Source organism: Pseudomonas sp. AA-38 (assembly GCF_029457475.1).
GTDB lineage: Bacteria > Pseudomonadota > Gammaproteobacteria > Pseudomonadales > Pseudomonadaceae > Aquipseudomonas.
This window is the reverse complement of record NZ_CP120359.1, coordinates 2,118,510-2,137,793: the sequence shown is the minus strand read 5'-3', so window position 1 is coordinate 2,137,793 and position 19,284 is coordinate 2,118,510. Positions and strand designations below refer to the sequence as shown.

Annotated in this window: 17 protein-coding genes; 5 read left to right on the top strand and 12 right to left on the bottom strand. The window is 63.9% G+C overall.

The features are described from left to right. The first annotated feature begins 37 nt into the window (after positions 1 to 37). A complete protein-coding gene (locus tag PVE35_RS09735) occupies positions 38 to 898 on the top strand; it encodes a LysR family transcriptional regulator (RefSeq protein ID WP_268177873.1) in 861 nt (286 codons plus the stop codon). A gap of 34 nt (positions 899 to 932) precedes the next feature. Here the strand turns inward: PVE35_RS09735 and PVE35_RS09730 are convergent, their stop codons facing one another. From PVE35_RS09730 to PVE35_RS09705, 6 genes are read right to left on the bottom strand one after another with little or no spacing between them, the layout of a single operon-like run. Continuing rightward, a complete protein-coding gene (locus tag PVE35_RS09730) occupies positions 933 to 1,874 on the bottom strand; it encodes a D-2-hydroxyacid dehydrogenase family protein (RefSeq protein WP_277374502.1) in 942 nt (313 codons plus the stop codon). A gap of 20 nt (positions 1,875 to 1,894) precedes the next feature. Continuing rightward, positions 1,895 to 3,412 carry a tripartite tricarboxylate transporter permease gene (locus tag PVE35_RS09725; protein WP_268177875.1) on the bottom strand — a complete coding sequence of 506 codons (1,518 nt, stop codon included), beginning with the start codon at positions 3,410 to 3,412 and terminating at the stop codon, positions 1,895 to 1,897. A gap of 3 nt (positions 3,413 to 3,415) precedes the next feature. Further along, positions 3,416 to 3,868, bottom strand: a complete 453-nt coding sequence (locus tag PVE35_RS09720) for a tripartite tricarboxylate transporter TctB family protein (protein ID WP_277374501.1) — start codon at positions 3,866 to 3,868, stop codon at positions 3,416 to 3,418. Between the two features lie 48 nt (positions 3,869 to 3,916). Beyond that, positions 3,917 to 4,897 (bottom strand): tripartite tricarboxylate transporter substrate-binding protein, encoded by a 981-nt coding sequence (locus PVE35_RS09715; protein ID WP_277374500.1) that lies wholly within the window; start codon positions 4,895 to 4,897, stop codon positions 3,917 to 3,919. 41 nt (positions 4,898 to 4,938) lie between these two features. Further along, positions 4,939 to 6,183: an OprD family porin gene (locus PVE35_RS09710; RefSeq protein WP_277374499.1), complete on the bottom strand. Its 1,245-nt coding sequence runs from the start codon at positions 6,181 to 6,183 to the stop codon at positions 4,939 to 4,941. Between the two features lie 39 nt (positions 6,184 to 6,222). Beyond that, on the bottom strand, positions 6,223 to 7,299 hold the full coding sequence (locus PVE35_RS09705) for a 4-oxalomesaconate tautomerase (protein WP_277374498.1): 1,077 nt from the start codon (positions 7,297 to 7,299) through the stop codon (positions 6,223 to 6,225). A 213-nt stretch (positions 7,300 to 7,512) separates the two neighbouring features. Here PVE35_RS09705 and PVE35_RS09700 point away from each other — a divergent pair, with 213 nt between their 5' ends. Then, positions 7,513 to 8,451 (top strand): LysR family transcriptional regulator, encoded by a 939-nt coding sequence (locus PVE35_RS09700; RefSeq protein WP_268177880.1) that lies wholly within the window; start codon positions 7,513 to 7,515, stop codon positions 8,449 to 8,451. 4 nt (positions 8,452 to 8,455) lie between these two features. Here PVE35_RS09700 and PVE35_RS09695 read toward each other — a convergent pair whose 3' ends face one another. Then, positions 8,456 to 9,385, bottom strand: coding sequence for a LysR family transcriptional regulator (locus PVE35_RS09695; RefSeq protein ID WP_277374497.1), 930 nt, complete (start codon positions 9,383 to 9,385; stop codon positions 8,456 to 8,458). Between the two features lie 142 nt (positions 9,386 to 9,527). On the opposite strand from PVE35_RS09695, the gene PVE35_RS09690 reads away from it, so the two are divergent. After that, entirely contained in the window at positions 9,528 to 9,923 is a 396-nt protein-coding gene (locus PVE35_RS09690) for a RidA family protein (protein WP_268177882.1), read from the top strand. A gap of 43 nt (positions 9,924 to 9,966) precedes the next feature. Here PVE35_RS09690 and nfsB read toward each other — a convergent pair whose 3' ends face one another. From nfsB to PVE35_RS09675, 3 genes are all read right to left on the bottom strand, one after another. Then, entirely contained in the window at positions 9,967 to 10,617 is a 651-nt protein-coding gene (gene nfsB / locus PVE35_RS09685) for an oxygen-insensitive NAD(P)H nitroreductase (RefSeq protein WP_268177883.1), read from the bottom strand. Positions 10,618 to 10,679: 62 nt separating this feature from the next. Beyond that, positions 10,680 to 11,552 carry a pyridoxal kinase PdxY gene (gene pdxY, locus PVE35_RS09680; RefSeq protein ID WP_277374496.1) on the bottom strand — a complete coding sequence of 291 codons (873 nt, stop codon included), beginning with the start codon at positions 11,550 to 11,552 and terminating at the stop codon, positions 10,680 to 10,682. Between the two features lie 359 nt (positions 11,553 to 11,911). After that, positions 11,912 to 12,241, bottom strand: a complete 330-nt coding sequence (locus tag PVE35_RS09675; RefSeq protein ID WP_277374495.1) for a four-helix bundle copper-binding protein — start codon at positions 12,239 to 12,241, stop codon at positions 11,912 to 11,914. A 466-nt stretch (positions 12,242 to 12,707) separates the two neighbouring features. Between PVE35_RS09675 and PVE35_RS09670 the strand changes: the two genes are divergently transcribed. Continuing rightward, positions 12,708 to 13,691, top strand: a complete 984-nt coding sequence (locus PVE35_RS09670) for an SDR family oxidoreductase (protein ID WP_277374494.1) — start codon at positions 12,708 to 12,710, stop codon at positions 13,689 to 13,691. Positions 13,692 to 14,284: 593 nt separating this feature from the next. After that, on the top strand, positions 14,285 to 15,871 hold the full coding sequence (locus PVE35_RS09665; protein WP_268177887.1) for an ABC-F family ATPase: 1,587 nt from the start codon (positions 14,285 to 14,287) through the stop codon (positions 15,869 to 15,871). A 70-nt stretch (positions 15,872 to 15,941) separates the two neighbouring features. Here PVE35_RS09665 and PVE35_RS09660 read toward each other — a convergent pair whose 3' ends face one another. Then, the gene (locus PVE35_RS09660; RefSeq protein WP_277374493.1) at positions 15,942 to 17,624 is read right to left on the bottom strand and encodes a methyl-accepting chemotaxis protein; all 1,683 of its coding nucleotides are present in this window, start codon (positions 17,622 to 17,624) and stop codon (positions 15,942 to 15,944) included. 117 nt (positions 17,625 to 17,741) lie between these two features. Next, positions 17,742 to 19,061, bottom strand: coding sequence for a Na+/H+ antiporter NhaC family protein (locus PVE35_RS09655; RefSeq protein WP_277374492.1), 1,320 nt, complete (start codon positions 19,059 to 19,061; stop codon positions 17,742 to 17,744). Positions 19,062 to 19,284 lie beyond the last annotated feature (223 nt).

Here is a 19,284-nt window from a genome sequence, read left to right as displayed (position 1 = left end):
TGATAAGAATTGAACATTCTTTTTTAGAGAACAAAAGATGCGCCGCCTGAATTTCCATCACCTGCATTATTTCTGGGCCGTGGCCAAGGAAGGTAACCTGACCCGCGCCGCTCAATCCCTGCACGTCGCCCAGTCGGCGCTGTCGACGCAGATCCGCGCGCTCGAGGAGCAGCTCGGTCACGCCCTGTTCATCCGCTCCGGGCGCAACCTGCTGCTGACCGAAGCCGGGCAACTGGTGCTGGATTATGCCGACAGCATCTTCGCCCTCGGCAGCGAGCTGCAGATGACCCTGCAGGGCGCGCTGCAGGCCAACCAGCGGCTGCGCATCGGCGCCGTGGCCACGCTGTCGCGTAACTTTCAGGAGAACCTGCTGCGCCCTTTCCTCGGCCGCCGCGAACTGCGCGTCACCCTGGAATCCGGCAGCCTCGGGGAGTTGCTGGAGCGTCTGGCCCTGCACAAGCTGGACGTGGTGCTGAGCAACCAGGCGGTGAGCAGCGACGCCCAGCGCTCCTGGCGCTGCCGCTTACTGGATAGACAGAGCGTGTGCCTGGTCGGCCCGCCACGCAGCGCCAGCTTCGACCTGTACCGCGACCTGCAACAGGCGCGCCTGATCGTGCCGGGACGCAGCAGCGACATTCGCAGCCAGTTCGAGCTGTTCTGCGACAGCCATGGCCTGCGCCCGGACATCTGCGCCGAAGTGGACGACATGGCCATGCTGCGTCTGCTGGCCCGCGACTCCGGCGACATGGCGCTGTTACCGGCGGTGGTGGTGCAGGACGAGCTGCAGGCCGGGGTGCTGCAGCTCTATGCCGAGATTCCGGAGATCGCCGAGCAGTTCTTCGCCGTGACCCTGCAGCGGCATTTCAACCTGAGCATTCTCGACGAACTGCTGGGCTGAACGCTGCAACTCGCCGAGCGAAGCAGTTGCCCCACTACTGTTTCGTGAGCGCCTGATAGAACGCCCGCACATTGGCGAAGGCCTCGCCGAAATAGGCCTCGTAGCTGTGCTTCTCGACATAGCCCAGATGCGGCGTGCAGAGCACTCGCGGGTGAGTGAGCAGCGGATGGTCGGCCTGCAGGATCGGCTCCTGCTCGAATACGTCCAGCGCCGCCTGGCCGGGCCGACCACGTTCCAACGCTTCGAGCAGCGCCCCCGGTGCGATCAGCTCGGCGCGGCTGCTGTTGACCAGCAATGCATCAGGCTTCATCCGCGCCAGGTCGGCAGCGCTCACGCAATACCGCGTGGCCTCGACCAGACGCAGATGCAGGCTGACGATATCGGCCTGCGCGAAGAAGGCCTCACGCGTCGGCGCGGCCTCATGACCATCGGCCACTGCCGCCTGGCGCGACGCCTCGCTGCCCCACACCAGCACCGGCATCTCGAAGGCCCGCGCATAGCGCGCCAGGCGCTGGCCGATCCTGCCGTAGCCCCAGATGCCCAGCGTCTGGCCGTACAGGCGTTGGCCCAGGTTGACCTGCCACTGCCCGGCGTACAGACCGTTCATGGCCTCACGCAACCCGCGCCGGGCATTGAGGATCAGCGCCCAAGTCAGCTCGGCGGCGGCAATCGGCGAGCCGGTGCCTTCGGCAACCGTCACACCACGCTCGCGACAGGCTTCCAGATCGAGATGCGGCCCTGCCCGCCCGGTCTGGCTGATCAGCTTGAGCCTGGGCAGGCGCTGCAACAGCGCGGCATCGAGGCGCGTGCGCTCACGGGTCAGCACCAGCGCGTCGGCCTCGGCGAAGCGCTCGGCCAGCACGTCCACGTCACTGACGGCATCGTGATACACGCGGACATCGAAGCCCTCCAGCAGGCTGAAACACTCGAGCCCCTGCACGACGCGCTGATAGTCATCGGGTATCACGATACGCATGCGACTTTCCTCTAGCGGTATCAGGCGGCGCTGGCGACGCCGGCCTTCTGCTCACGACGCGCACGCCAGGCACGCCAGAACGGCAGCACCACCATCACTGCCACCAGCGCCCAGACCACCCAGGTGATCGGGCTGGCGAAGAGGATACCGACATCACCGCTGGACAGCGACAGCGCCCGGCGCAGGTTCTGCTCCATCATCCCGCCCAGGATGAACCCCAGCAGAATCGCCGACAGGGGGAAATCCAGCTTGCGTAACACGTAGCCGAACAGACCGATGGCGATCATCAGATAGAGGTCGAAGGTGGTCGCGTGTACCGCGTACACGCCGATGGCAGTGATGATCGCCACCGCCGGCACCAGCGCCCAGTAAGGCACGGCGAGCACCTTGGTGAAGATCTTGATCATCGGCACGTTCATCACGATCAGCATGATGTTGGCGACGAACAGCGAGGCGATCAGGCCCCAGACGATGTCCGGCTGGTGCTGGAACAGCAACGGCCCCGGGGTGATGTTGTACAGCGTCAGGGCACCAAGCATCACCGCGGTGGTGCCCGAGCCCGGCACACCGAGGGTCAGCATCGGCACCATGGAACCGCAGGCGGCAGCGCTGTTGGCCGTTTCCGGTGCGGCCAGGCCGCGCAGGTCGCCATTGCCGAACCTGTTGTCCTTGACCGCCATGCGCTTCTCGCTCATGTACGACACCGCACTGGCCAGTGTTGCGCCGGCACCCGGCAACACGCCGAGGACGAAGCCGACCACACCACTGCGCAGGTTGGTAGCCAGCACGTAACCACCTTCTTTCAGGGTGAACAACATGCGGCCGCTGGCCTTGATCGCCTTCTGCCCGTGGTGGGTACGCTCGAGCAGCACCAGCAACTCACTGACCGAGAACAGCCCCAGCACCAGCACCACGAACTGAATCCCGTCGGCCAGCCCCAGGCTGCCGAAGGTGAAGCGATAGACGCCGCTGTTGGCGTCGATGCCCACGCATGACAACAGCAGGCCGATCAGCGCAGCCACGCCGGTCTTCAACGGTTTGCTGCCGGCCATCCCAGCCAGGCAGGTAATGGCAAAGACCATCAGCACGAAGTATTCGGCCGGGCCGAAGGCCACCGCCCATTTCGCCAGCAGGGGCGCGAACAGCACCACGCCGACGGTGGCGATCAGACCACCGATGAACGAACTCCAGGCCGACAGCGACAGGGCCACGCCAGCCTGCCCCTGACGGGCTAGGGGGTAACCGTCCAGGGTGGTCATCACGGCGGACGCCTCACCCGGAATGTTGAGCAGGATCGAGGAGATACGGCCGCCGTACTCGCAGCCCAGATAGACCGCTGCGAGCAGGATCAACGCCGTTTCCGGCGGCAGGCCGAGGGCGAAGGCCACGGGAATCAGCAGCGCCACGCCGTTGATCGGGCCAAGCCCCGGCAGCAGGCCGACCACCGTCCCGATCAGGGTTCCGCACAAGGCGGTGAGCAGATTGTAAGGACTCAACGCCACGCCAAAGCCATGGCTGAGATAACCGAGCGTTTCCATGGGTCAGCTCTCCAGATTCGCGAGAATGCCGAGCGGTAGCGGTACCGCCAGGGCTTTGTCGAACAGCAGGTACAGGCCGATGGCGAGTACCACGCCACTGATCAGGCTGTGGGGCCAGCGCCCGCCATACAGGCGCGCCATGCCCATGCCGAACAGCAGGCTGGCGAGAATGAAGCCGAGGGTCTCGAACAGCATGGCGTAACCGAGCATCAGGCCGAGGAAGGTCAGTGACTTGACCAGCACCGCCCGATTGAGCGGCGGCTCCTCGCCTTCGGCAGGCGCAGGCGGCTTGAGCAGCAGTTGCACGCAGCCGAGGGCGATCAGCAACAGCAGCAGCAATGGGAAGGCTTTCGGCCCGACCGGTTCATAGGAAAAAGGTGCGCTGTAGCCCCAGGCCAGAACGGCCAGCACACAGCAAAGCAGCAAGGTGACCCCTGCAAAGATACGATCATGCATGGTGTTGCTCCGCAGCGATGCGCCGCCCACAGGCGGCGCATGGGACTATCACTCAACCAGGCCGAATTCTTCGCCCAGCTTGCGGTATTCCTGTACCTGCGCCTTGACCAGCGTCTCCAGCGCCGGGCCGGTCACGTAGTCGGGCAACACATCACGATCAGCCAGGTAGGCCTGGAAATCCTTGGAGGCGTTGAGCTTGTCGAACTGCGCGTGCCACCAGGCCACGTCTTCGTCCTTCACATCCGGGCCGAGGAAGTAGCCACGGATCAGCGGCCACTGAATCTCGTAACCCTGCTCACGCGCGGTGGGGATCGAGGCCAGATCGCCGTCCAGGCGCTTCTCGCTGAACACCGCCAGGGTACGGATCTTGTTGCCCTTCTGCGCGCGGATCTCGCTGGCACTACCGGTAACCAGGTCGACATGCCCGCCCATCAGTGCCATATAGTGCTCGGCACCACCTTCAAACGCGGCATAACGCAGGTCACGCGGATTGACACCGGCAGCTCGGGCCAACAGCGCGATCTTCATCCAGCCCTGCCCGCCGATGCTGCCGCCACCGCCGACGATGATGCTCTTGGGATCCTTCTTCAGCGCCTGCACCACGTCGTCGAGATTCTTGTAGGGCGAGTCGTCGCGCACGGCCAGGGTGCCGTAGTCGTTGCCGATCACCGCCAGCCACTTCACCGCGTTCTCATCGAAACGGCCGTACTTGCCCAGGGCCAGGTTGAGCAACGAGGCACCGGAAAAGGCCACCAGCGTGCCCGGCTCGGCACGGCGGTTGGCGGCAATCGAGTTGTAGGCCACGGCGCCGATACCGCCGGGCATGTAGGTCACACGCATGGGCGACTCGAGCAGGCCTTCGTCCTTGAAACCGGCCTGGGCCAGCTTGCAGGTCAGGTCGAAGCCACCACCCGGTTTGCTCGGGGCGATGCATTCCGGACGCGCCGGTTCGTTGCCCAGCGCAGAGGCACTGGCCAGCAGAGCGGCAAGGGAAAGCGGCAGGATACGGCGGATGGAACGGGGGATCATGGTGGGTTCCTCTTATTAGATTTGTAGGCAAGGGCGCTGGGTTACCACAGCGGCACGATGTAGCTCAGGATCAGGCGATTCTCGTCCAGATCACGGACGAAGCTGGAGCGATAGGTGGCATTACGCCAGGTCAGGGTCAGGTTCTTCAGCGCACCCTGGCCGAAGGTGTAGGCGATATCGGTATCACGCTCCCATTCCTGACCTTCGCCGGCGGCGAGGTCGACCTGGTCGCCACGCACATAGCGGGTCATGAACTTCAGGCCCGGCACGCCGACGCTGGCGAAATCGAAGTCGTAGCGCAGTTGCCAGGAGCGCTCGTCAGGCCCGGCGAAGTCGTTGATCTGCACGAAGTTGGTCAGATACGGCGTGGCCCCATCGACATAGGTGAAGGCATCATCGCCACGCATCTTCTGGTAGCCAAGCCCCAGCGCATGACCGGCAAGGCTGTAGGTGAACATGCCATTGAGCGCCTGGTTGTCGATCTTGCCGGCCCGCTCCTGCCCTGCCTCGGCGTTGTTGAAGTAGCGCAGATCGCTCTTCAGCTTGCCTGGGCCCAGCGCCAGGGTGTGCTGCACGCCCGCGAAATGCTGACGGTAGACATCCCTCAGCTCGGCATGGTGGTAGCTGACCAGCAACTGCGGATTGATCGCATAGTCGACACCGCCGAAACGCAGGTCGTCACTTTCCGGGCTGCCACCGAAACGGCCGTTCTTGTTGTTCAGGGCGAGTTTGGCCGAACCGGACTCGTCGCGCTGTACCACCCGGTTGATTTCACCCAGGGTGAAGGTGGCGCGCTCGAGATCCTTGCTCTGCAACTGCCAGCCTTCGTATACCTGCGGCAACAGGCGCGAATTGCTGAACTGCAGGTAGGGCATCTTCGGCATCAGCGTACCGACACGCAGTTGGCTCTCGGCGAAGCGCACCTTGGCGGTCACGCCCAACTTGCTGTAATCGTCCTCGGGGCGGTTCTTGCTGTCGCGCGGCAACAGGTCGGTGCCGCTGCGAGCCTTCGAGGAATCCAGCTTCAGGCCGAGCATGCCGATGGCATCGACGCCGAAGCCCACGGTGCCCTCGGTGAAACCGGACTGCAGATTGAGAATGAAGCCCTGCGCCCACTCCTCGCGTTTGTTCTGCCCTGGGAACTGACGGAAGTCACGGTTGAGGTAGAAGTTGCGCAGTTCCAGGCTGGCCTTGCTGTCCTCGATGAAGCCGGCCGCCTGCAGACTGGGCAGCGACAGTGCCGACACACCGCAAGTGGTCAGCGTCAGTAGGGTCTTTCTTGTCATTGTGTTCAAGCCCTTGATGTGGTGGTGAGTGAAGCGGTGTCAGGTACCCGTTCGGCGACTGAGCGGGATGTAAACCTCGCCGGAGAACAGCCGGCGTGCGGTGCGCACCAGCGAGGCGCGCATGTTCTGTGGCTGCCCGTCAGCGGCAGGTTGCAGAGAGACTTCGATCTGCCCGCCGGGATGCTCCAGGCGTACCAGCGCTTCGCCAGCGATAGGCGCGATGTCCTGGGCGACGCTGCCGGGCACCGCACAGGCGGTCGCCAGACCGATGGCGCCGGTGGCGGCGACCGAACGGTGGCAGTTGTGCGGCATGAAATAGCGCACGCCGAGGGTGCCGCCATGGCGTGCCGGCGCCAGCAGCACCGGCTTGGGAATCACCATCTGCGAAACATCACCCAGGCCCATGGCCAGACCGGCTTGCAGACGGATGCGCTCCAGGCGCTGGAGGAATGCCGTATCGGCGTCCAGCTCGGCCGGCGACTCGTAACCGGTCTTGCCCAGTGCCTCGGCATGCAGCAGCACCATGGGCATGGCCATGTCGATGCAGGTGGCCTCTACCCCGTCGAAATGGTCACGGCTGCGGCCGGTGGGCAACAGGCTGCCGGTCTTGGCACCTGCAGCGTTGAGAAAGGTCAGCTGGATCGGCGCGGCGGTGCCGGGCACGCCATCGATGGCGGTATCGCCGTCGTAACGCACACGGCCATTGGGCGTCATCACGTCGGAGTCGACGAAGGTGTTGGTGTTGAGGTTGCGGATACGCACACGGGTCATCGGCGAGCTGGCGTTGACCAGCCCATGCTCGATGGCGAACGGGCCGATGGCGCAGAGCATGTTGCCGCAGTTGGGGGCGGTGTCGACACGGCGCTGAGTGACCATGACCTGCACAAACAGGTAATCGACATCGGCATCCGGATGAGGTGAGCGGCTGACGATCGCCACCTTGCTGGTCTGCGGGCTGCCACCGCCGATGCCATCGATCTCCAGCTCATGGCCCGACCCCATGAGATTGATCAGCAGCTCGTCGCGTTGCAGCGGGTCACTGGGCAAGTGATTGGCCAGGAATACCGGCCCTTTCGAGGTGCCGCCTCGCATGAGTACGCAAGGTACTGTCCGCATGATGCCTCCAGCGCATTAAAACTGGCGATTGTTGCTTTGCGTTGATTATGAAGAGGCCAAGTTTCTTCTGTAAAATGCATATATTTCGATATTTATTCCGATATATGCATTAATGCATCAGCCAAGTGTTCTGACTTGCCAGCCACAAGCGAAATGACTAGGGTTCATTGGTAAATTTCAGGCAAAAATAAAGAAGACTAATAACGAGCACGCATGAATTACGAACTCCAGGATATCCGTGCTTTCGTGAAAATCGCCGAATTCGGCAACTTTCACGAAGCCGCCAACGCCATCCATCTGTCTCAGCCTGCGCTGACCCGGCGCATGCAGAAGCTCGAAGAGAGCCTGGGCACGCAATTGCTCGATCGCACCACCCGGCGCGTCAGCCTGACCGCCGTTGGCCGCGACTTCCTGCCCAAGGCGCAGCGCCTGCTGGACGATTTCGAGCGCTCCATCCTCGGCATTCGCGAGCTGGCCGAGCGCCAGTCCGGCCAGGTCACCCTGGCCTGCATCCCGACCGCCGCGTTCTACTTCCTGCCCACGGTGATTCGCGCCTTCAACCTGCAGTATCCGAAGATCCGCATCCGCATCCTCGACCTCAGCGCCCATGAAGGGCTGGAGGCGGTGATCCGTGGCGAAGCGGATTTCGGCATCAACATGCAGAGCGGCCAGAGTGCGGAAATCGACTTCACCCCGCTGGTCAACGAGCCCTTCGTACTGGCCTGCCGGCGCGACCACCCCCTGGCCAAACAGTCGGAAGTGGCCTGGCGCGAACTGAGCGACTATCGCCTGATCGGCGTCGGCCGCCTCAGCGGCAACCGGGTGCTGCTCGACCATGGCCTGGCCCATCTGGACTGGCGCCCGAGCTGGTTCTACGAGGTGCAGCACCTGTCGACCTCACTGGGCATGGTCGAAGCCGGCCTGGGCATCGCCGCCCTGCCTAGCCTGGCCATGCCCGCCGAGGATCATCCGATACTGGTCAGACGGCCGCTGGTCGATCCGGTGATCAGCCGTACCCTGGGCCTGGTACGGCGCCGTGGCTCGTCGCTGTCACCGGCGGCCGAACAGTTCGTCGAAACGCTACTCAGACAATGGCCTGGCTATACCTCACTGGGTACCGCCAGTGAATCGAGCGTCGGCAAAGCAGAGTAAGGCCTCAAGCGCTCAAAGGCCGTGGCGCTACCGGCGCATGCTCGGCCAGCAGCGCCACGATCCAGTCGATGAACACCCGCAGCTTGGCACTGACATGGCGGTTCGGCGGGAAGGCCAGGTACATGGGCATAGGCGCCATCTGCCAATCCTCGAACAGAGGCACCAGTTCGCCACTGGCCAGATGCGGCTTGGCCATGTAGTCCGGGAGCCAGAGCATGCCCAGTCCTGCCAGCCCCGCCGCCAGATAGGCATTGCCATCGTCGACGGTGAGCAGCGGCCGGCCCTGGCTCTCGACACGCTCCTCCCCGCGCTGCATCGCATAGGGCAAGACCTTGCCCGTGCGCGACCAGAGAAAGCCCACGGTGCTGTGCCCGGCGTCCTCCAGCTCGCGCGGATGCAGCGGCATGCCGCTGCGTTGCAGATAGCCCGGCGTGGCATAGATGCCAAGCTGCAGATCGCCCACGTGCCGGGCGATCAGCGATTGATCGGTGATCTCGCCGCCGCGCACCACGCAATCGACGTTCTCACCGATGATGTCAACGATGCGATCGCTCACCCCCAGGGTTAGCTGGATTTCCGGATAGCGCGCGTAGAAGGCCGGCAATGCCGGGATCAGCAGCAGGCGCGCGAAGGGGCTGGGCACATCCACGCGCAGCCGCCCACGCGGGGCCAGAGCTGCGCTGGACAGGCTGGTCTCGGCATCGTCCAGCTCGGCCAGCAGGCGCACCACCCGCTCGTAGTAGACGGCGCCATCGGCGGTGACATTGACCTTGCGCGTGGTGCGGTTGAGCAGGCGCACACGCAGGCGCGCCTCCAGTTGCTGGACGAGCTGCGTCACGCTGCTGCGATTGATGTGCAACGTTTCGGCCGCCTTGGTGAAGCTGCCGGTCTCCACCACACGGGCGAACGCCTGCATTGCATCGAAACGATCCATCTCGGGTTTCTCTTTTGCTGCTGGATTGTTTGGATTCTACAAACAGTCATGACCCGAGGTGCGTGTTTATCCCGGTCAGGGCTCTTCCTAAAGTGGCTCCATCATTCACCACGGCCCAAACGGGTTCGGATGGAGGCAGGCAATGAGCAACAAACGTGATGTGGTTTTCCCGGCCGAGCGCCATGCGCTGTACGAGCTTCACCGCTATTCTCCGGCGATTCGCAGCAACGGCTTTCTGTTCGTCTCCGGTCAGGTCGGCAGCCGTAAGGACGGCTCACCGGAGCCGGATCTGCGAGCCCAGGTACGCCTGGCCTTCGCCAACCTCAATGCGATTCTGGCCGAGGCCGGCAGCAGCTTCGATGACGTAGTCGATACCACTCTGTTCATGCTCGATCCGCACGCTCAGTTCGAGACCATCTGGGAAGTCGCGGCCGAATACTGGGGCCAGGCCCCCTACCCGACCGTTACCGCCCTCGGCGTGACCTGGCTGGCCGGTTTCGATTTCGAGATCAAGGTAATCGCCAAGCTGCCGGCGTGAGAGATACTGCGCCCGGCCATGTAACTGAGCGCAGCAGACAAGCTCAGAGGTAGGTGAACACGCGCTCGGCCGGCAAACGCGATTTCGGCAACGCGGCGTTGAAATCGCTCTCGCTGTGATAGCCCAGCGCGACCATCACCAGGCTGCGCAGGCCGCGCTCGGCCAGGCCTAGCTCGGCATCCAGGGCATCGCGATCGATGCCTTCCATCGGCGTGGCATCCAGGCCCAGGCTGGCCGCGCCGAACAGCAGCGTGCCGAGCGCCAGGTAGGCCTGCTTCTCCATCCAGTGCGACATGTCGCCCAGTTCGCGATGCAGCTTCACGTAGCTGTTGCGGGTGTTCTGCTGGGTGGTACGGGCGGCATCGTCACGGAAGCGGCCATCGGCGCCCTCCTGCTCCAGCAGCGCCGCCAGGTGCGCCTCGCTCATCTCGCGCAGGGTGCAAATCAGGATCACGTGCGAGGCATCGAGCACCTTCGGCTGGTTGTAGACGAAGCCACCCTGAGTGCCCTTGGCCAGGCGCGCCTTGCCTTCGGTGGAGCTGGCCACGACGAAGTGCCAGGGCTGCGAGTTGACCGACGACGGCGCCAGGCGCAGCAACTCCAACAACTCATCGATGCTCGCCTGCTCCACCTGGCGGGTCGCATCGTAGGCCTTGGTGGTGTAGCGCTGGCGTGCGAAGGAAACGGGGTTCATGAAAGATCTCCTCGGTAAAGGTGGTAAGGGAATGAAGATCAGGCCGAATCAAGCAGACCGGCTCAGCCCAGCGCCCGTGCGCTGAAACGCGGCGCCGGTGCCACGATCTGCTCCTGCGCCGCCACCAGCGGCAGATCGCGCGCACCTTCTGCAGTCTGCTCAACCAGGGCATAGAGCGTCGCAGTGGCCAGTTCCAGAGCCTGTGGCAGTGCCTGCCCGGCCAGCAGGCGACCAAGCAAGGTGGCGGAGAACACGTCGCCCATGCCATTGGGCAAGGGGTGCAGGGCCAGGCGCGGGGTGCTTACCAGCCAGGCGCCCTCGCCGTTGACTGCCAAGGTGCCCAGCTCGCTGTCGGGGATATCCGGCGTCGCCAGGCTGGTGATCACCACGATATCCGGGCCACGACCACGCAGTTGCCGGGCGATCTTCACCGCTTCCTGCAGGCTGCCCAGCTTCGTGCCGGTGAGCAGCTCGAACTCGAACTGGTTGGGGGTGATGATGTTGGCGAAGGGAATCGCCTGGTCACGCAGAAAGTCCGGAATCGCCGGATTGACGAACACGCCCCGGCCGACATCGCCCATCACCGGGTCGCACAGGTAGCGCACGCCGGGATTGTGCTGGCGGATCTCGCCGACCGCTTCGAGAATCACCCGGCCGCTGTCGGCATCGCCCAGATAGCCCGACAGCACCGCCGACAGGCGCGGCAGCACGCCGCGCTCACGCAGCCCCAGCAACACCTCGCGCACGTGCTCGGCGCCGAATACCTGGCCACGGAACTGGCCGTAGCCGGTGTGGTTGGAGAACTGCACGGTATGGATCGGCAGCACCTCGAAGCCCAGGCGCTGCAGCGGGAAGACCGCCGCGGCATTACCGACATGGCCCCAGGCGACATGGGATTGGATCGATAGAACCAGCGGTGGCAGGACGGCACTCATCAGGGGCTCCGGCAGTGAAGGGACGGGTGGCGATTATTGGTCATGTCGAGGCCGCAAGGCCACTGCCGGCTCAGGCAGTGACCCGGGTTCCAACGCTCCACCATCGGCACGATGCCCCTAGCTGATCATCAGCCTGGAAACCACAAGCAGGGCGAGAAAAGGCGTGGCCAGGCCATGAAGTGTGAGTGGGCGCGACAACACACCGAGCAGCAGTACGATGCTCACCGCGAAAAACAGACTCTTGAAGCATTCCTCCACGCTCCCTCCGAGGCGCGTCCCGGGTCGCAGCGCCCCTCTCGACTGCCAGGCGCCAGCCGTACGCATGAGCATGAGCTCCGGCAGGGCTCATCAGGCAGACATCAGGCGGCCATGCGGCGACAGGCCTCGGCGCAAGCCTTGCAGGTCTTGGCGCAGTCCTGGCAGTGCTGGGCCTCATGCCGGCTGCACTCCTCGCCGCATTGGCTGCAGATCTCGGCGCAGACGCCACAGAAAGACGCTGCCAGCTCGCTGCCACTGGCCATCAGCGACGCCGCGAGGCGGCACACCTCCGAGCACTCGCGATCTAGCTGGATGCACTGGGCCATCATCTGCACCTGGCCTTCGCTCAGGCAGGCGGCAAAGCAACGGTCACAGGTCACGGCACAGTCCAGACAGGCCTTGATGCAGGATTCGATATCAGCGTTATTCATGAGCATTCTCCACTCGTGGTAGGTCTGCAATCGTCAGTCGATACCCGCCCCCGAGGCAGAGTCTCGGGCGACCACGGGCGCCAGGGCCGCGCACACACGGTTCGACTCGTGACATCGCACTGTGGCCCTGCATGGCACCTCGGGGCTCACCGAGCAGCACGTCAGTCATCAGCAACGTCGAGGGAAATCCTCGTTTCCCAGCCCATGCCGGTTTCAGTGGCGATGTGCGCAGTGGACAGGGGCAGGCAAAGCCAGGTTCAGGGAGTTTTCCGCCCTGCCCCTTGCCTCGCTCACCAGTGGCGCTGGGGTTCCGGGCCACGACCCGGCCGAGAGCAAAAACAGGCTGAACTCCCTACGAAGCTCCTCAGTCCCCATTACAGGAGCCATCGCCCAGCGACTGGCGCTACGCAACCTCGCTGGCAATTGGCGCATCGCCAACCCGTTCCACCGACTGCAGGAGAATCCAATGGCAAGCGTTCAACTGAACGACGCACTGGTGGTGATCACCGGCGCCTCGAGCGGCATCGGCCGCTGCGCCGCCCATGCCTTCGCCCGGCATGGCGCGCGCCTGGTGCTGGCGGCCCGTGATGAAGCGGCACTGGCCACAGCCGTCGAAGAATGCGAGCGAATCGGTGCCCGCGCCCTGGCCGTGCCTACCGACGTCACCCGTAACGAATCGATGCAGCACCTGGCCGAACAGGCCGCGGCCTTCGGCGATGGGCGCATCGATGTCTGGGTCAACAATGCCGGCGTCGGCGCGGTGGGCAGCTTCGAGGACACTCCGCTGAACGCTCACGAGCAGGTGGTGCAGACCGACCTGCTCGGCTACCTGCGCGGCGCCCATGTCGTGCTGCCGTATTTCAAGGCGCAGACCTCGGGCATCCTGATCAACACCCTGTCGCTCGGCAGTTGGGTCGCCCAGCCCTACGCGGCCGCCTATTCCGCCGCCAAGTACGGCTTGCGCGGGCTCACCGAGGCGCTGCGCGGCGAACTGGTGCGCTGGCCGCACATCCATATCTGCGACCTCTACCCAGCGGTGATGGACACCCCCGGCTTTCGCGATGGCGCCAACTTCACCGGCCACCAGCTCAGCCCGCCGCCACCACGCTACGATCCGCGCCAGGTCGCCGAGGCCATGGTGGAACTGGCCCTCGATCCCCGCCCGAGCCGCACGGTTGGGCTCGCCGCCACCCTGCTGCGCCTCGGCCACTTCCTCCTGCCGGGCTTCGCCCAGCTCTCCGGGCTGGTGGTGGGCAGCGCGCTGAAACGCGGGCCACGCACGCCGCACTCCACCGGCAACCTGTTCCAGCCAGCGACTGGAGAGCGGCGCATCGACGGCGGCTGGCGCAGCAACCCGGCGGATAGCCGGATGCCGGCCCTGCTGACCGGCACAGCGGCTGTGCTGCTGGTCGGCTGGGGGCTGATGCGCCTGCGTAATGGCTCTCGCTGAGCCGCCCGACCTGACTGGGCCGCAGCCGACACCCTGGACTTTCTCAGTGAGATGCAGAGGGTGCTGTTTCGCGCCGTGATGAGCTGGGCCTGCCGGCCAGCGAGCATTCGGCCAGGCGCCAGCGCCAGTTCGTGGCCTTGATCGAAGGGGCTGGCAGTATCGGCTTGGGACAACTGCGCGGGCGAGCAGAAGTCTTCTGTACGGAGTGAGTACTTCCCATCTGTACAGCAACATGCCCGGCCTGGCGCCGCTGGTAGCGTGGTCGCCCTCGCAGTAAGTAAATCTGTCCCGTTTTCCTTGTTCAATGGTGCGCGCGGCGCACCCTACCCTTGTGCGCCGCGGTGGCTGAAGTTACAGATGCCAAGTGATACCATTGCGCGCCTAGACGCCGCCCTGGGTACCAGCAGGCTATGGCGCCACGATACCCGACACATCCACCCATGCCGAGCAGCCCCAACGGCTCGTCTGCCGGCAGGGTCGTAGCCCTCACTCATCTGCGCAGGTTCGTCTTCCTCGGTTCGGGCCGGGATTGCAAGGCTCGAAGCGGTATCCCCGTTCAACAGCGCACCTCAAGTTACTGATAGGTAAGCCCTTTGATTTCCACCGCTAACATCACCATGCAGTTCGGCGCCAAGCCGCTGTTCGAGAACGTTTCCGTCAAGTTCAACAACGGCAACCGCTACGGTCTGATCGGCGCCAACGGCTGCGGCAAGTCGACTTTCATGAAGATTCTTGGCGGCGATCTGGAGCCGTCGGCCGGCCAGGTGATGCTCGAACCCAACGTGCGCCTGGGCAAGCTGCGCCAGGATCAGTTCGCCTACGAAGAATTCAACGTGATCGACACCGTGATCATGGGCCACGAGGAGCTGTGGAAGGTCAAGGCCGAGCGCGACCGCATCTATTCGCTGCCGGAAATGAGCGAAGAAGACGGCATGAAGGTGGGCGAGCTGGAAGGCGAGTTCGCCGAGATGGACGGCTACACCGCCGAGTCCCGCGCCGGCGAACTGCTACTAGGCCTGGGCATTCCGCTGGAACAGCACTTCGGCCCGATGAGCGAAGTCGCCCCCGGCTGGAAGCTGCGCGTACTGCTGGCTCAGGCGCTGTTCGCCGACCCGGACGTGCTGCTGCTCGACGAACCGACCAACCACCTGGATATCAACACCATCCGCTGGCTGGAAAACATCCTCACGGCGCGTAACAGCACCATGATCATCATTTCCCACGACCGCCACTTCCTGAATGCGGTCTGCACCCATATGGCCGACCTGGACTACGGCGAGCTGCGCCTGTTCCCCGGCAACTACGACGAGTACATGACCGCTGCGACCCAGGCACGCGAGCAACTGCTGGCCGACAACGCCAAGAAGAAGGCGCAGATCGCCGAGCTGCAGACCTTCGTCAGCCGCTTCTCGGCCAACGCCTCCAAGGCCAAGCAGGCCACCAGCCGCGCCAAGCAGATCGACAAGATCCAACTAGCCGAGGTCAAGCCGTCCAGCCGCGTCAGCCCGTTCATCCGCTTCGACCAGAACAAGAAGCTGCACCGCCAGGCGGTCACCGTCGAGAAGCTGTCCAAGGCCTTCGACGACAAGGTGCTGTTCAAGAACTTCAGCTTCACCATCGAGGCCGGCGAGCGTGTGGCCATCATCGGCCCCAACGGCATCGGCAAGACCACCCTGCTACGCAACCTGGTCGGTGAGATGACCCCGGACGCCGGCGCGGTGAAATGGACCGACAGTGCCGAGGTGGGCTACTACGCCCAGGATCACGCCCACGACTTCGAGGCCGACGAAACCCTGTTCGAGTGGATGGGTCAGTGGACCAGCGGCGAGCAGAACATTCGCGCCGCCCTGGGCCGCATGCTGTTCTCCTCCGACGAGATCCAGAAGTCGGTCAAGGTGCTCTCCGGTGGTGAGCAGGGCCGCATGCTGTTCGGCAAGCTGGCCTGCCAGAAGCCCAACGTGCTGGTGATGGACGAACCGACCAACCACCTGGACATGGAGTCCATCGAGGCGCTCAACCTGGCGCTGGAGAACTATCCCGGCACGCTGATCTTCGTCAGCCACGACCGTGAGTTCGTCAGCTCCCTGGCCACGCGCATCATCGAGCTGTCGGACAATGGTGTGACCGATTTCAGTGGCAGCTACGACGACTACCTGCGCAGCCAGGGCGTGATCGTCTGACGTCTGCTACAGAAATGAAGAAGCCCGCGACTGCGGGCTTTTTCATGGCCGCTCGATCAGGCCATAGGCGTCAGATGCGGAACTGACGCACCAGTGCGCTGAGGCGATCGCCTAGCCCAGCCAGGCTGCGCGCGGTCTGCGCGCCCTGCTCCGTCTCGCTGGCGACGCTGTCAACCGCTCCGGCAATCTGGTGCACGCTGCGGTTGATCTCCTCGGCCACAGCGGTCTGCTCCTCGGCCGCACTGGCGATCTGCGCGTTCATCGCGTTGATGGTGGCGATCAGTTGCGCGATGGCATCCAGCGAGGCGCCGGCCTTGTTCGCCTGTTCGCTGGTCAGCTCGCCGGCATCGCTGGAGCGGCGCATGGCCGTGACCGAAGCCTGGGTGCCCTGCTGCAGGCGGTCGATCATGCCCTGGATTTCCTGAGTGCTTTGCTGGGTGCGGCTGGCCAGCGCTCGCACCTCGTCGGCCACCACGGCGAAACCGCGCCCGGCCTCCCCGGCCCGCGCCGCCTCGATGGCCGCATTGAGCGCCAACAGGTTGGTCTGCTCGGCGATGGAACGGATCACGTCGAGCACGCTGACGATGGACTGCACGTCCTGCTGCAAGCTGTCCAGCGACGCGCCGCTGCTGCGGATATCCTCCACCAGGGCATGAATGCTCTGGATGCTGCCGTCGACCACGCGCTTGGCCTCCTGGCCTTCATGGTCGGTCTGCTGGGCAGCCTCGGCCGCGTTCTGCGCACTCTTGGCCACCTCATGCGCTGCCGCCGACATCTGGTTGATCGCCGTGGCCACCTGATCGGTTTCATGGCGCTGCTGCGCCATGGCCTGCTCGGAACGCTGCGCCTGAGCGGACACCTGACCGACCAGGTCGGTGAGCTGGCCGGTCATTTCGGCGATCTGCCGCACCAGACCATGGATCTTCTCGACGAAGCGATTGAAGGAGCCGGACAGCTCGCCCAGCTCATCCTGGCTGGTAATGGGGAGGCGATGGGTAAGATCACCGTCGCCCGCGGCGATGTCATCGAGGTTCGCCTTGATCTGCACCAGTGGCCGTAGAAAGGCATTGCCCAACCACACCGCGACGATACCGACCAGCACCAGCAGCACCGCTGCCACGACGACGACACTGGTGATGATGGTGCTGATGCGTTTGTCGATGGCTGCCTGCACCTCGGCGATCTGCGCCTCGATACCGTCAAGATTGAGCGCAGTACCCAACGCCATGTCCCACTTGGGCAGGTAGTAGCTGTAGGCGAGCTTGGGCACCTGCACCGACTCGTTGCCCGGCAGCGGCGAGGAATAGTTCACGAAGTAGGTATTGTTCTTGGCGACATTGACCAGCTCGCGGTTGATGTAAACGCCGTTCACATCACGCCGGTCAATCAGGCTCTTGCCGACGTCCACCGGGCTGTCGCTGCGAAACAGGCGCACCACGTTGGAATCATGCGCGAAGAAGTAACCGTCAGTGCCGTACTTGATCTTCGAGAGAATGGCGATAGCCTGCTCGCGGCTGGCCATGTCGCCCTGACTGGCGTTGTCGTAGAGGCTCTTCACCGCCCCGACGGCGATCTGGATGTAGTTCTGCAGCTCGGTGCGCTTCTCCTGCAGCAAACGCTCTCGGGTCTCGGCCACCTCGTCGGCGGCCAGGCTCTGCAACACCTGGGCGGCGGTACCGCTGAGCACCAGTGCGAAGAGCATCACCGGCACCAGGGCCAGGAGTATTACCTTGGCTTTCAATGTCAGGCGCATTTCTTGTTGTCCTTTATGCTGCCAATGAAAAAGCGGGGCTAGCGCTTGTATCGGCAGCCCCGCTGAAGAACTTGAAAGCGACCTGATGGACTGAAAATCCGAGCGCGGAAGATGCCCTCACAGAAGCATAGCTGCGGCCCAACCGAACGCTAGCAGCGGCAGGTTGTAGTGCACAAAGGTGGGCACCACGCTGTCCCAGATGTGGTTGTGCTGGCCGTCGATGTTCAGACCGGCGGTGGGCCCCAGGGTGGAGTCGGACGCCGGCGAGCCAGCATCGCCCAAGGCTCCGGCCGTGCCGACGATACTGACGATGGCCAAAGGGCTGAACCCCAGTTGCAGGCCCAGCGGGACGAAGATCGCGGCAATGATCGGCACGGTGGAGAATGACGAGCCGATGCCCATGGTCACCAGCAGCCCCACCAGCAGCATCAGCAGTGCGCCCAAGGCCTTGTTGTGGCCGATCAGCTCGGCCGCGCCATTCACCAGGGCCTTCACCTCGCCGGTCGCCTCCATCACGGCAGCGAAGCCGGCCGCTGCGATCATGATGAAGCCGATCATGGCCATCATCTTCATACCCTCGGTGAACAGGCCATCGGCCTCGCGCCAGCGCACCACACCGGAGATCGAGAAGATCACGAAGCCCGCCAGGGCGCCGATAATCATTGAGTCCAGCCAGAGCTGCACGACGAAGGCAGCGGCGATGGCAACGCCAGCCACCAGCAGGCTCATGGGGTTGTACTGGACGTTCACCCGCTCGGCCTGTTCGATCTTCTTCAGGTCGTAGCTGCGTTTACCGCGGTAGCTGAACAGCACGGCGACCAGCAACCCACAGAACATGCCCAGAGCCGGAATCGCCATGGCCTGGGTGATGCTCACGCCACTGACGTCGACGCCGGCATGCGCGACGTTGGCCAGCAGGATTTCGTTGAGGAAGATGCTGCCGAAGCCGACGGGCAGAAACATGTAAGGCGTGACCAGGCCGAAGGTCAGCACGCAGGCGATCAGTCGGCGATCCAGTTGCTGCCGGCTCATGACGTACAGCAGTGGCGGCACCAGCAGAGGGATGAAGGCGATATGGATCGGCAGAACGTTCTGCGAGGCGATAGCCACCAGGAGCAGCAGCGCGATCAGGCCCCACTTGAGCACAGCACCGCCACCTTCGTGCTGACTGTCGACCAGCCTCAATGCCTTGTCGGCCAGAGCATGAGCCAGGCCGGACTTGGCAATGGCCACGGCGAAGGCGCCCAGCAATGCGTAGGACAGCGCCACCTTGGCGCCACCACCAAGTCCCTGGTTGAACGCGGCCAGCGTGCCGTTAACGCCTAACCCACCGAGCATGCCACCGACCAGCGCACCGGCGATCAGCGCCACCACCACATGAACCCGACACAGGCTCAAGGCCAGCATGACGCCAACTGCCGCGATTACTGCGTTCATGAAAAGTCTCCAGCTATTCAGCGCGCGGCCATCGACCGCAAAAAACCGCGTACTCTGCCGCAAGCGGATCAGCGTGTCAAAACGGCGATCGTTCGATATATTGATCAACTCGTGCGATATAAAAATCAAACGCCCCACAACCTGTCGCTGAAAAAACGTCCAGATTCGCTCAAGAATTGTTCAATACACGCCGACACCTCTCTTATCCCAACCCCGGAAGTAG

Excerpts from the sequence above, each read along its gene's own strand:
- PVE35_RS09735 (WP_268177873.1), top strand. The coding sequence starts at position 38 with ATGCGCCGCCTGAATTTCCATCACCTGCATTATTTCTGGGCCGTGGCC.
- PVE35_RS09730 (WP_277374502.1), bottom strand. The coding sequence starts at position 1,874 with ATGCGTATCGTGATACCCGATGACTATCAGCGCGTCGTGCAGGGGCTC.
- PVE35_RS09725 (WP_268177875.1), bottom strand. The coding sequence starts at position 3,412 with ATGGAAACGCTCGGTTATCTCAGCCATGGCTTTGGCGTGGCGTTGAGT.
- PVE35_RS09720 (WP_277374501.1), bottom strand. The coding sequence starts at position 3,868 with ATGCATGATCGTATCTTTGCAGGGGTCACCTTGCTGCTTTGCTGTGTG.
- PVE35_RS09715 (WP_277374500.1), bottom strand. The coding sequence starts at position 4,897 with ATGATCCCCCGTTCCATCCGCCGTATCCTGCCGCTTTCCCTTGCCGCT.
- PVE35_RS09710 (WP_277374499.1), bottom strand. The coding sequence starts at position 6,183 with ATGACAAGAAAGACCCTACTGACGCTGACCACTTGCGGTGTGTCGGCA.
- PVE35_RS09705 (WP_277374498.1), bottom strand. The coding sequence starts at position 7,299 with ATGCGGACAGTACCTTGCGTACTCATGCGAGGCGGCACCTCGAAAGGG.
- PVE35_RS09700 (WP_268177880.1), top strand. The coding sequence starts at position 7,513 with ATGAATTACGAACTCCAGGATATCCGTGCTTTCGTGAAAATCGCCGAA.
- PVE35_RS09695 (WP_277374497.1), bottom strand. The coding sequence starts at position 9,385 with ATGGATCGTTTCGATGCAATGCAGGCGTTCGCCCGTGTGGTGGAGACC.
- PVE35_RS09690 (WP_268177882.1), top strand. The coding sequence starts at position 9,528 with ATGAGCAACAAACGTGATGTGGTTTTCCCGGCCGAGCGCCATGCGCTG.
- nfsB (WP_268177883.1), bottom strand. The coding sequence starts at position 10,617 with ATGAACCCCGTTTCCTTCGCACGCCAGCGCTACACCACCAAGGCCTAC.
- pdxY (WP_277374496.1), bottom strand. The coding sequence starts at position 11,552 with ATGAGTGCCGTCCTGCCACCGCTGGTTCTATCGATCCAATCCCATGTC.
- PVE35_RS09675 (WP_277374495.1), bottom strand. The coding sequence starts at position 12,241 with ATGAATAACGCTGATATCGAATCCTGCATCAAGGCCTGTCTGGACTGT.
- PVE35_RS09670 (WP_277374494.1), top strand. The coding sequence starts at position 12,708 with ATGGCAAGCGTTCAACTGAACGACGCACTGGTGGTGATCACCGGCGCC.
- PVE35_RS09660 (WP_277374493.1), bottom strand. The coding sequence starts at position 17,624 with ATGCGCCTGACATTGAAAGCCAAGGTAATACTCCTGGCCCTGGTGCCG.
- PVE35_RS09655 (WP_277374492.1), bottom strand. The coding sequence starts at position 19,061 with ATGAACGCAGTAATCGCGGCAGTTGGCGTCATGCTGGCCTTGAGCCTG.